The sequence below is a fragment of the Klebsiella sp. F11 genome (assembly GCF_056712265.1).
Genome location: NZ_CM160060.1, coordinates 5,023,158 through 5,035,056 on the forward strand (window position 1 = coordinate 5,023,158; position 11,899 = coordinate 5,035,056).

The 11,899-nt window shown below is 57.8% G+C and carries 8 protein-coding genes; 4 read left to right on the top strand and 4 right to left on the bottom strand.

What is annotated here, in order from left to right:
- Positions 1-2 precede the first annotated feature (2 nt).
- Entirely contained in the window at positions 3-3,779 is a 3,777-nt protein-coding gene (gene tamB / locus AC1M2H_RS24675; protein WP_480149447.1) for an autotransporter assembly complex protein TamB, read from the bottom strand.
- Positions 3,776-5,509: an autotransporter assembly complex protein TamA gene (gene tamA / locus AC1M2H_RS24680; RefSeq protein ID WP_480149448.1), complete on the bottom strand. Its 1,734-nt coding sequence runs from the start codon at positions 5,507-5,509 to the stop codon at positions 3,776-3,778. Before tamA ends, tamB begins: the two co-directional genes overlap by 4 nt.
- Before the next feature lie 209 nt (positions 5,510-5,718).
- Here tamA and msrA point away from each other — a divergent pair, with 209 nt between their 5' ends.
- Positions 5,719-6,357 carry a peptide-methionine (S)-S-oxide reductase MsrA gene (gene msrA / locus AC1M2H_RS24685; RefSeq protein ID WP_480149449.1) on the top strand — a complete coding sequence of 213 codons (639 nt, stop codon included), beginning with the start codon at positions 5,719-5,721 and terminating at the stop codon, positions 6,355-6,357.
- 172 nt (positions 6,358-6,529) lie between these two features.
- Positions 6,530-7,873, top strand: coding sequence for a polyamine export protein PaeA (gene paeA / locus AC1M2H_RS24690; RefSeq protein WP_480149450.1), 1,344 nt, complete (start codon positions 6,530-6,532; stop codon positions 7,871-7,873).
- Between the two features lie 74 nt (positions 7,874-7,947).
- On the opposite strand, the gene AC1M2H_RS24695 is transcribed toward paeA, so the two are convergent.
- Positions 7,948-8,154, bottom strand: a complete 207-nt coding sequence (locus AC1M2H_RS24695) for a DUF1107 domain-containing protein (RefSeq protein ID WP_480149451.1) — start codon at positions 8,152-8,154, stop codon at positions 7,948-7,950.
- Positions 8,155-8,472: 318 nt separating this feature from the next.
- Between AC1M2H_RS24695 and AC1M2H_RS24700 the strand changes: the two genes are divergently transcribed.
- Positions 8,473-9,030 (top strand): YtfJ family protein, encoded by a 558-nt coding sequence (locus AC1M2H_RS24700; RefSeq protein WP_480149452.1) that lies wholly within the window; start codon positions 8,473-8,475, stop codon positions 9,028-9,030.
- Here the strand turns inward: AC1M2H_RS24700 and cysQ are convergent.
- Positions 9,020-9,763, bottom strand: a complete 744-nt coding sequence (gene cysQ / locus AC1M2H_RS24705; protein ID WP_480149453.1) for a 3'(2'),5'-bisphosphate nucleotidase CysQ — start codon at positions 9,761-9,763, stop codon at positions 9,020-9,022. The two genes, AC1M2H_RS24700 and cysQ, sit on opposite strands and share 11 nt — an antisense overlap.
- Positions 9,764-9,954: 191 nt before the next feature.
- Here cysQ and AC1M2H_RS24710 point away from each other — a divergent pair, with 191 nt between their 5' ends.
- On the top strand, positions 9,955-11,898 hold the full coding sequence (locus AC1M2H_RS24710; RefSeq protein WP_480149454.1) for a bifunctional 2',3'-cyclic-nucleotide 2'-phosphodiesterase/3'-nucleotidase: 1,944 nt from the start codon (positions 9,955-9,957) through the stop codon (positions 11,896-11,898).
- The last annotated feature ends 1 nt before the right edge of the window (position 11,899 follow it).

Below are 11,899 nucleotides of genomic sequence, written 5' to 3' on the forward strand. Positions count from 1 at the left end.
TGCTAAAACTCAAACTGATAGAGCAAATCGAGAGCCTGGTCTACGCCAGACACCGCTTCCATATATAGCTTAGGCATCAGGCGATAACGTAATGTCAGCGTCGCCAGGGAGTCGAAGATACCGACCCCGTATTTTACCTGCAGACCCGGCAGCACATAACCGCTGACTACCACCTGGGAAGAGTCGCCTACCCCCTCGGTATCCAGCGCCAGATTGCTTACGCCAAACGTCTCGCCGATTTTACCCACAACCTGACCACTTTGTGCAACCCCCAGGCCAATAAGCATTGACGTCATTGCGGCGCTATCGCTCTGCCCGCTGCTCAATCCCTGGCCACGCAGCAGATAAGAAAGCGCTTCCTGCTGCGACATGACCGGATCGGAGAAGATCTCCGCCTTCGGCTGGTCGGCGGAGCCGGTGACGCGAACGCCGGCAATCACGTCGTCTTCTGTGGCATCCGGGTTGCGAATGGCTTCGATATTCAGTGAAGGCTGATCCGGCGGACCGGAGAACAGCAGCTCGCCTTTACGCACGATCAGATCCTGACCGTAGGCGTGGAAGCGCCCTTCAGGAATATTAATCTGCCCGTTGAGGCCCAGACCTTGTCTATCCTGAGCCACTTTTAAATCGCCGGTCAGGCGCGCCTTCAGGCCAAACGCGCTGAGGCGAACGTTGTTACCGACGTGGATAGTCAGGTTGCTGTTGATCGGGATACCGGCGCTCTGCGGCTTAATCGGCTGCAGGGAGTCGTTCAGCATCACCTCATCGGAAGAGACGCCGACCGCGCTCTCCGGCACGTCGTTAACCACAATACGCGCCCACGGAACATCGACGCTACCGTCAAGATTAAACAGGCTCGGGGTCGCGGTAAAGACCACGTCCGGCGAAACGTCCAGCCGCACCATCGGCGGCACCGTGATCCGCACCCTGCTGCCCTTCGCCGCGATCTGCGCGCGCCAGTTGTCTATCTGGGTCCAGTCGGCGTTGCCGTTAAGGCTAATCTGGCCCTGGCTCGTATTCACCGTTCCCTGCAGCGTCGAGCGGGTGCCGTTGAAGTTCATGGCCAGCTGGCTCGGCTGCATATCGAACGGCATAAAGTTACCGTCAATGTCGACGCCGTTGAGCTGCATCTGGCCAAAAAGCTGCGGATTTTGCACATCGCCGCCGAGGCGCAGGTTGGCGTTGAGCCGGCCTTCCGCCTTCTCCCCGCGGGAGAAGATCGGATTAATCATCGCCAGCGAGAAGTTATTGATGTTGATATTACCGCCGAGATTGCGCCGGCCCTGCGGGTCGGTGACCTGTACCTGGCCATCAAGCTGGCCGTTATTGGTCAGGCGGATCAGCCAGCCGAGCTGCGCGCGGTTGTTGTGCAGATCGGCGGTGAGGTTCAGGGTATCGAAAGCCACCGGCAGCGGCGCATCGTTGACCGTCTGGGTCACCTTCACGTTGCGCCCGTTCAGCGTTACCTTGCCCTGCGGCAGCCCCTCTTTGGTGGTGTCCCAGCTGACGTCGGCGTTGCCGCTAAACACGCCGCTGGCCTGGGTGGCCTCCGGCATAAACGGCTTCAGCATCGCCAGGTCGAAACGGTTGAGGTTGACAACCGCCCGGCCGCTCGCGCCCGCATCGATCGCCTGCGGCACGCAGAGCTCGGCGTTCGGGTTGACCCAGCAGTGCGGCCCAATGTTAATTTTCTGCTCGCGGTTGCGGTAGTCCAGCGCGATATTGCGCGTCAGCGAAACCGGGCCCACCGGCGTCTGGAAGCGGGTATTGCTCAGCTTTCCCCTCCAGCGCTCCTCTTTGCGGTCAAAGCTCCCCGCCAGCGCCAGCTGACCGGAAACCGGGTCGCCCTGCACTTTGAGCTGCAGATCATGCTGCTTCTCGTTGCCCTTCGCATTGAGCTGCACCAGGCTGATATTGACGCCCGGCTGGCTGATGCGGTCGATACGCACATCGAGATTGCCGGCAATCTGATCGCTGGATTTAACGTCGCCCTTGACGTTAACCTGGGCGATCGACAGCTCCTGCCAGCGCAGGGCGCGGGCGCTGATATCCGCCAGCAGCTGCGGCGCCTCCACGGTGCCGCGCACTTTCACCAGCCCTTTCGCCGTCCCGCCGAGGCCCGGCAGCGCGTTGTCGAGATGCGGCGCATCAATGGTGGCGTCGAGATTCAGATCCTTAACCCCCAGCTCGCCTTTGACGTCGGCGCTGTTGGGGCCTAGCGCCAGATGCAGGCCGGGGATTTTCCACTGCATATAGCTATTGCCCTGCAGGGAACCGCTGACATCAACCTTGTTCTGCTTCACGTTACCGGTGATTTTCAGCTCCGGTACCGACATCTGCCAGCTGCCGCCGTACAGGCTACCCTGGGTTTTGATCAGGCCGTTGAGCTTCGAGGGCCAGTCCGGCACCTCTTTGGCCGTATTGATGCCGTCAAGGGTCAGCTCGCCGCGCCAGCTGATCGCCTGCTGCCAGTCGAGCAGCGCCTTCAGCTCGGTTTTCCCCTCCAGCGCGGCGACGGTCAGCTTATCAATATTCACCTGCTGCTCGTTGCCCTTAGCATTGAGGCTGATTTTCGCCGGCGGCAGAGATTGCCCCTTCACCGCGGTGCTCAGCGCCAGGGCGTAGTCGGTCATCTTGCCGCTGAATTTCAGCAGCAGATCGTCAGCCTGGAACTGCTTTTCCCCGCTGAACGGCCAGTAGAGCTGCTTGCTTTTCAGCTCCATATTGAGCGGCAGCCCGGCTTCAGCCAGCTGCGCATCGGCGCGCAGCGTCATCGCCACCGGGCCGGCTAAATCAACGCCGACCGTCAGCTTTTTACGCATCTCGCCGCCGACCTTCAGCTGCACCTTCTCGCCCTTGAGCGGGTCAATATTCAGCGTACCGTTAAGGGTGATATCAACCGGCCAGCTATCCTGCAGCTGCGCGCTGCCCGCGGCGCTGACCTTGCCCTGATCGGAATCGACGTCCAGCGCGTCGAGCTTCATCTGCCCGTCAATGCTGCTGACCTTCAGCAGCAGGCTGTAGATGGTCATATCTGTATCGCCGGTGAGCCGCAGCTGCTCGCCGCGGAACTCTTCGATATTGAGGTTGAGCGGCAGGTGGACGTCGGCCATTTCCGGCAGCAACGGCTTTGCAAAGAGCGCCTTCATCGTTTCGCCGAGCGGTTTTTCCTCCGGCTGCGGATGCTCTATCTTCGGTTCAACAACCTGCTCCTGCGCCACTTTGGCGACTTTCGGCAGCGCGATAAGCAGCCCCTGCAGCGACGTCGGCGTCAGGGTCAGGTTTTTCTCCTGCCAGCGCAGGCCGGTGGAGAAGTCGCGCACCGAGACGGCGGTATCATCGATTTTGACGTTAACGTTTTGCAGCGCGACGCGGCTCAGGGTGATGGGATACGGCGTTGAGAGATTCAGCGGCCCTGAATCCTCTTCTTCCGGCGGCGCGGAAGGCGGCATTTTTGAGGTATCGATAGCGACGTAGATATCGCGTAGCGAAATGTCGTTGACGCACAGGCTGCTGTCCCACAGGCAGCGTAGCTTCACCGCAAGATGGAACTGACCGGCGGTCACCGCCACGCCCGGTTGGGCAAAATGCACGTTCTCCAGCGTCAGGTCACGCCAGCCGCCGGTAACCTTGCCGATCTCCAGACCCGGCACCCAGCGGTCCGCCGCCTTCAGCACCAGATGCAGGCCGCTGGTGGTGCCGACCAGGAAGCCAACCGTGCCCAGCAGCAGGAGCAGAAAGAGCACGACCCCGAGGCTTATCTTCTTCCATAAACTCATAATTCAGGCCCCAGACCGATGTAAAACTGTAAACCGTGTTCGTCTTTGTCGCCGACCGGCGCGGCGATATCCAGCTTGATAGGACCGACCGGCGACTGCCAGCGAACGCCAACGCCGGCGCCGGTTTTGAAGTCGCTTTTGCGGATATCGCTTACCGCTTCACCGCCGTCGACAAACATCGCGCCCCACCACTTGCCGCTGACGTTGTACTGGTACTCCAGCGAGCCGGTGGCCAGCTTCGAGGCACCGATCAGCTTGCCGTCATCGTCTTTTGGCGAGATCGATTTGTATTTATAGCCGCGAATGCTGCGGTCGCCCCCGGCGAAGAAGCGCAGATCCGGCGGGACTTTGTCGAAATTGTCGGCCTCAATCCAGCCGAGGTTACCGCGCACCACAAAGCGGTGGCGATCGTAAAGAGTTCGGATCCACACATCCTGCGCCTGGGCGACGACGAAGTTAATGTCCGAGCCCCAAATGGTGTTGGAGTAATCGACCGAATAGCGCTGAGAGTCGCCCCAGGTCGGCATCAGGCCGCCCCGCGAGCGGGTGCGGTTAACCGAAACCCCGGGATAAATCAGCATGGTGGTATTGGTGACGTTAGCCTGGGTAAAGTGATCGAGGCTCCAGCGCAGGTTGATCGCGCGCTGCCAGCCGCTCGACATCTCCCAGTAGCGCGACGCCGCGAGGGTAGTGGAGTCGGCTTTGGTATCGTTGAGATCCGTACGCTTAAAGCCGCCCTGCATCAGGTAATACTGCTCCAGCGGGCTCTTCAGCAGCGGGACCTTATAGCTGAAATCAAACTGCTGCTCCGGCGCGGAGAGGCTGACGCTGGAGGTCAGGCTGTGGCCATAGGAGTTGATCCACGGCTTTTTCCACGTCGCCTTCACCCGCGGCCCGACGTCGGTCGAATAGCCGATACCGGTTTCGACGGTATTCTCTTTGCGCGGAGAGACGACGCCCTTCAGGGGCAGAACTTTCGTTTTTCTCGATTTCTCAAACTCCGGCGCGACCACCACCGAGCTGAACCAGCCGGTGGCCGCCAGGCGGCGGTTTAGCTCCGCCAGATTCTCGGAGGTGTACTCGTCCCCCTGCTTAAACGGCACCAGATTTTGCAGGTACTCGTCGCGGATCTGCGACCCGCTGAAGGTCACGGCGCCGAAGCGATAGCGCTCGCCGCTGTTGTAATCGATATCCCAGAAGGCCTGATGGCGATCGAGAGAGACCCCGAGCTGGCTTTTATTGAATTCACTATCAAAGTAGCCTTTGCGCAGCGCTACGCGGGTCAAGGAGCTTTTAAAACCGTCGTAATCGCCGTGATTCAGCACGGTGCCGATGGCCGGACGCGTTTTTAACAAATTCAGATAGTCGCGGTCGGTGCGCGCACCGCCGCGCAGAATGACGTCGGTGCCGCCGATACGCACCGGTTCGCCGGGCGTCACTTTGGCAATGAGCACCTGCCGCCCTTTTGCCGGCGGCGGACGTAAATCAAAATCGATCGTCGGTTCGTAGTAACCCAGCGCTTTCAGGCCTTCACGGATGGCATCATCAACGCGCGCGCGAAAGCGTCGATCCGGCGTGACTTCATCACTTTGGATCGTCGACAGCTGGGCACGGACGTTTCTTTGCAGCTCCCCGGATAGCCCCTCAACCTGCAAACGCACGCTCGCGGCGCTAGCGACCCCGCTGACCAGCAAAAGGCTGGTGACACATAACTGGCGGATTTGTAGCACGTTTTCTCCTGAATATCCTTGTTTCCCCCCGCAGGAAACGAAAGCGCCGATCCCCGGCTTAACAAAACCCTAACAGCTAAGGGTTGAAAAAATGACGATAACCCAAATAATTCTTATGTTTAATCCAGACGTAGCGATCGTGTTTATTGTGTAAAAAGACACGCATCGTTACAACCTTAACTACGACTTATGTTTTAGAGAGGCCAACCGTGAGTCTATTTGATAAAACGCATCTTGTCGCCCAGGCGGATGCGCTCCCCGGACGCAACACCCCCATGCCGGTGGCAACGCTCCACGCCGTCAATGGCCACTCCATGACTAACGTTCCTGCGGGAATGGAAGTTGCGCTGCTGGCAATGGGCTGCTTTTGGGGAGTTGAGCGCCTGTTCTGGCAGCTGCCCGGCGTTTACAGCACCGCTGCGGGCTATACCGGCGGCTACACCCCTAACCCAACCTACCGCGAAGTGTGCTCCGGCGACACCGGCCACGCCGAAGCCGTACGCATCGTGTATGACCCGCAGGTCGTCAGCTATGAGCAGCTGCTGCAGGTATTCTGGGAAAACCATGACCCGGCTCAGGGAATGCAGCAGGGCAACGACCACGGCACCCAGTACCGTTCGGCCATCTACCCGCTGACCCCGGAGCAGGATGCGGCCGCTAAAGCCAGCCTGGCGCGTTTTCAGACGGCGATGCGCGACGCCAACGACCCGCGGCAAATCACCACTGAGATAGCCACGGCGAAGCCGTTCTACTATGCTGAAGACGACCACCAGCAGTATCTGCATAAAAATCCGTACGGATACTGCGGGATCGGCGGGATCGGCGTATGCCTGCCGCCGCAGGCGTAATAGTGAATATTACCGGAGCGTACAATTAACGCTCTGGCGGCTTTACAGTGCCTTACGCTATACTACGCTGTGTTGTAGCCGGTCCAGTGCCTTCGGACCGGTTTTTTATGTATTCCACATTAGCGTTATCAACTTCCCTTCCGAGGATCTGGCCTCAACGGCTGGATAAACTATGTTAAACAGTATTTTAGTAATACTTTGTCTGATTGCCGTCAGCGCATTTTTTTCGATATCAGAAATCTCGCTGGCCGCTTCACGTAAAATCAAGCTCAAACTGCTGGCCGATGATGGTCACGTGAACGCTCAGCGCGTTCTCAAAATGCAGGAAAACCCCGGGATGTTCTTCACCGTCGTGCAAATCGGCCTCAACGCGGTGGCGATTCTCGGCGGTATCGTCGGCGATGCCGCATTTTCCCCGGCTTTCAATAGCCTGCTAAGCCGCTATATGTCGCCGGAGCTCTCCGAGCAGCTCAGCTTTATTATCTCTTTTACTCTGGTCACCAGCCTGTTCATCCTGTTTGCTGACCTGACCCCGAAACGCATCGGTATGATTGCGCCAGAAGCCGTGGCTTTGCGCATCATCAACCCGATGCGCTTCTGCCTGATGGTGTTCCGCCCGCTGGTGTGGCTGTTCAACGGCATGGCCAACAATATTTTCCGGCTGTTCAAATTACCGATGGTGCGTAAAGACGACATCACCTCCGATGATATTTACGCGGTCGTCGAGGCCGGAGCGCTGGCCGGCGTGCTGCGTAAGCAGGAGCATGAGCTGATTGAGAACGTGTTCGAGCTGGAATCACGTACCGTTCCGTCGTCGATGACCTCGCGTGAAAACGTTATCTGGTTCGATCTCCACGAAGATGAGCAGAGCCTTAAGAACAAGGTTGCGGAGCATCCGCACTCCAAATTTCTGGTCTGTAACGAGGATATCGACCATATCATCGGCTACGTGGACTCCAAGGATCTGCTGAACCGCGTGCTGGCTAACCAAAGCCTGGTGCTGACCGGCGGCGTGCAGATCCGCAATACGCTGATTGTCCCTGATACCCTGACGCTGTCAGAAGCGCTGGAGAGCTTTAAAACCGCCGGCGAAGACTTCGCGGTGATCATGAACGAATATGCGCTGGTGGTGGGGATTATTACCCTGAACGACGTCATGACCACCCTGATGGGCGACCTGGTCGGCCAGGGGCTGGAGGAGCAGATCGTCGCCCGCGACGAGAACTCATGGCTGATTGACGGCGGTACGCCAATCGATGACGTGATGCGCGTGCTCGATATCGACGATTTCCCGCAGTCCGGCAACTATGAAACCATCGGCGGCTTTATGATGTTTATGCTGCGCAAAATTCCGAAACGCACCGACGCGGTGAAGTTCTCAGGCTATAAGTTTGAGGTGGTGGACATCGATAACTACCGCATCGACCAGCTGCTGGTCACGCGCATCGACAATAAACCGACGGTGATGGTACCGAAGCAGTCGGAAACGGTGGTAAGCGAAAAAGAGTCGGCGTAATCGTCGCCTTCAGAAACACTAACGGCTCCCATCAGGAGCCGTTTTTTTACCGTACAGCTATACCACTTTTCAGATTAAGCCGTCTCCGTTTGCAGACGCAGAACCTGACGATTGACCTCGGACATCACAGAAAAATGCTGCTTGTCCTTTACCTTCGGGATAAGGATTTTGCCCTTATCAAACTCAAAAGCGCCAACATCCTTGATATATAACCGTCCACGGAACAGGATCTTCACGTACTTCGCCACTTGTAGTGGATTGTAGCGTTGGAAAATTTTCATTGTTGTCTCCTGCCAGGGTTACGCTCCTGTGGTGCCACACTTAGCCCACGAATCAAGAGCGCAAATTTTAATGCCCTGAAACTATAGTCCAGAACTTCTGTAATACCCAGCATGCATAAGTTTATTTACCTTTTGATGACATTAAATAAGAATTTTCTTTTCATACGCACGTAGAAGTGAGTATAAGTCACCGATTTTCTTCGAATATGTGCGTTAACACGCAATCTGGCACTCTGATTGCGTGTCATGCCGTTAAATCGCACTTATGCTTAAGCCAGACCAAGTGGTCGGATCACCTGCATCTAATAAGGAAACATCATGACCCTACGTAGAATTCTGGCGGCCTCCCTCCTTCTGCTTCCGCTGATCGCCTCGGCGCATAATTTTGTCGAGGGTCAGCGCGTCGCGCCGGTTGGCATCGCCGACCGGGGAGAACTCATCCTGGATAACGATAAGTTTAGCTATAAAAACTGGAATAGCTCACAGCTGGCAGGAAAAGTGCGCGTGATACAGCACATCGCCGGACGCACGGCGGCAAAAGAGAAAAACGCCACGCTGATAGAAGCGATTAAGGCCGCGAAGCTGCCGCACGATCGCTATCAGACCACCACTATCGTCAATACCGATGACGCGATCCCGGGCTCAGGGATGTTCGTGCGCAGCAGCATTGAGAGCAACAAGCAGCTCTACCCGTGGTCGCAGTTTATTGTCGACGATAACGGTCAGGCGCGTAAGGCGTGGCAGCTGCAGGAGAAGAGCTCGGCCATCGTGGTGCTGGATAAGGACGGGCAAGTTCAGTGGGTCAAAGACGGCGCGCTGACCCAGGATGAAGTGCAGCAGGTTATCGCCCTGCTGCACAAGCTGCTCAGTAAATAGAGACCCGGAAGCCGGGGTTGAGGAAGGATTCACGCGGCGTGTAGTCGAGGGTTCTTCCCTGCCAGTCGTGAACGTGCGCCCCGGCGGCAACCGCGACCGCATGGCCGGCGGCGGTATCCCAGCTATTGGTCGGCCCGAAACGCGGATAGAGCTGGGCCTGACCTTCCGCCACCAGGCAGAACTTCAGCGACGAGCCGATCGAGGTGGTTTGGTGTTCGCCAAGCTGCTCAAGGTACTCCTCGAGCTCAGGATCGTTGCCGTGGGAGCGGCTGATGACCACCAGCGGAGGCCGGGCGTCGCGGACCTGAATTTGCTTACGCCTGCCGCACTCCTCTTTCCAGGCCTTACCGTTCTCCGCGCAGTACAGCACCTTCATCACCGGCGCATAGACCACGCCAAGCACCGGTTTACCGTTTTCAATCAAGGCGATATTGACCGTAAACTCACCGTTGCGCTTGATAAACTCTTTGGTGCCGTCCAGCGGGTCCACCAGCCAGTAGCGCTGCCAGCGCTGGCGCACCTGCCACTCCTGAGGGTCTTCTTCAGACAGGATTGGGATATCGGGGGTCAGGGCCAGCAGGCCGCTCATAATGACTTTATGCGCGGCAATATCCGCCGCGGTGACCGGAGAATCGTCCTTCTTGCTGGCGACGTCCATCGGCTGATTTCCATCATAGACTTCCATAATGGCATCGCCCGCGATCCGTGCAAGCTGACATACTTGTTCTAACATTCTCCACCTCATCTGGTTGCAGTGGCGTTAACTCGTTGTTTTATTTATATCGCATCGCTGCGAGTTGCGCTATCTGTGATAGCGATGGCGGTTTCAATTGTCGCTTTTCTGGCATGATTCACAATTCTGTAAGCAACATAATGTAAATACATTTTCTTCTGTGCCATAGCTCATAAAAAAGGACGCCTCTGATGATTAAGTTTAGCGCAACGCTCCTGGCCACGCTGGTCGCTGCCAGCGTAAACGCGGCGACGGTCGATTTGCGGATCATGGAAACCACCGACCTGCACGGTAATATGATGGATTTTGATTATTACAAAGACGCCGCCACGGAAAAATTTGGCCTCGTGCGCACCGCCACGCTGATTGAAAAAGCCCGTCAGGAGGTGAAAAACAGCGTGCTGGTCGATAACGGCGACGTTATTCAGGGTAGTCCACTGGGCGACTATATGGCGGCGAAAGGTCTCAAAAGCGGCGATATTCACCCGGTTTATAAGGCCATGAACACCCTGGATTACGCCGTGGGCAACCTCGGCAACCACGAGTTCAACTACGGCCTCGATTTCCTGCACAAGGCCCTCTCTGGCGCGAAGTTCCCCTACGTCAACGCCAACGTTATCGACGTAAAAACCGGCCAGCCGATGTTTACTCCCTACCTGATTCAGGAGACCAAAGTCGAGGACAGCGACGGCAAAACGCAGACCCTGCGCATCGGCTATATCGGCTTTGTGCCGCCGCAAATCATGACCTGGGATAAGGCCAACCTCGCGGGCAAAGTGACCGTGAACGACATTACCGCAACCGCGCGCAAATACGTTCCGCAGATGCGCGAGCAAGGCGCGGACCTGGTGGTGGTTATCGCCCATTCGGGGCTCTCCGCCGATCCCTATCAGGCGATGGCGGAAAACTCGGTCTACTACCTCAGCCAGGTTCCCGGCGTTGACGCCATCATGTTCGGCCACGCGCACGCGGTGTTCCCGGGGAAAGATTTCGCCGGCATCAAGGGCGCGGATATCAAGCAGGGTACGCTTAACGGCGTTCCGGCCGTGATGCCCGGCATGTGGGGCGATCATTTAGGCATCGTCGATCTGGCCCTCAGCCACGATAACGGCCGCTGGCAGGTGACCCGGGCGCAGGCCGAAGCCCGCCCAATCTACGATCCGCTGGCGAAGAAGTCGCTGGCGGCGGAAGATAGCAACATGGTGACGGTGCTCAAAGCCGACCACGACGCGACGCGCGAATTTGTCAGCAAGCCGATCGGCCGCGCCTCCGACAATATGTACAGCTACCTTGCGCTGGTGCAGGACGACCCGACCGTGCAGGTGGTCAATATGGCGCAGAAGGCCTACGTCGAGCACTTTATTCAGGGCGACCCGGACCTGGCGAAGCTGCCGGTCCTCTCCGCCGCCGCGCCGTTTAAAGTCGGCGGACGCAAGAACGATCCCGCCAGCTTCGTCGAGGTGGAGAAAGGCCAGCTCACCTTCCGCAACGCCGCCGATCTGTATCTCTATCCGAACACCCTGGTGGTGATGAAGGTCAGCGGCAAGGAGGTCAAAGAGTGGCTGGAGTGCTCCGCCGGGCAGTTCAATCAGATAGACACGAGCAGCAGCAGGCCGCAGTCATTGATCAACTGGGACGGTTTCCGCACCTATAACTTCGACGTGATTGACGGGGTGAACTACCAGATCGACGTCAGCCAGCCGGCGCGCTACGACGGCGAGTGCCAGATGATTAACCCGCAGGCGCAGCGCATTAAGGATCTGACCTTTAACGGCAAGCCCATTGACCCAGCGGCCACCTTCCTGGTCGCGACGAATAACTACCGCGCCTACGGCGGCAAGTTCGCCGGTACCGGCGATAGCCACATTGCCTTTGCTTCCCCGGACGAAAACCGCTCGGTGCTGGCGGCGTGGATTAGCGCAGAGTCGAAAAAGGCGGGGGCGATCCACCCGGCAGCGGATAACAACTGGCGTCTGGCCCCAATCCACAGCAAGACGCCGCTGGATATCCGTTTTGAAACGTCGCCAACCGAAAAGGCGGCGGCATTTATTAAAGAGCAGGCGCAGTACCCGATGCGTCAGGTTGCCACCGACGATATCGGCTTTGCCATCTATCAGCTGGATTTGAGCAAGTAGC

Bases quoted from the DNA above. Each gene is read 5' to 3' on its own strand.
- tamB (WP_480149447.1), bottom strand. From the start codon at position 3,779: ATGAGTTTATGGAAGAAGATAAGCCTCGGGGTCGTGCTCTTTCTGCTC.
- paeA (WP_480149450.1), top strand. From the start codon at position 6,530: ATGTTAAACAGTATTTTAGTAATACTTTGTCTGATTGCCGTCAGCGCA.
- AC1M2H_RS24695 (WP_480149451.1), bottom strand. From the start codon at position 8,154: ATGAAAATTTTCCAACGCTACAATCCACTACAAGTGGCGAAGTACGTG.
- AC1M2H_RS24700 (WP_480149452.1), top strand. From the start codon at position 8,473: ATGACCCTACGTAGAATTCTGGCGGCCTCCCTCCTTCTGCTTCCGCTG.
- cysQ (WP_480149453.1), bottom strand. From the start codon at position 9,763: ATGTTAGAACAAGTATGTCAGCTTGCACGGATCGCGGGCGATGCCATT.
- AC1M2H_RS24710 (WP_480149454.1), top strand. From the start codon at position 9,955: ATGATTAAGTTTAGCGCAACGCTCCTGGCCACGCTGGTCGCTGCCAGC.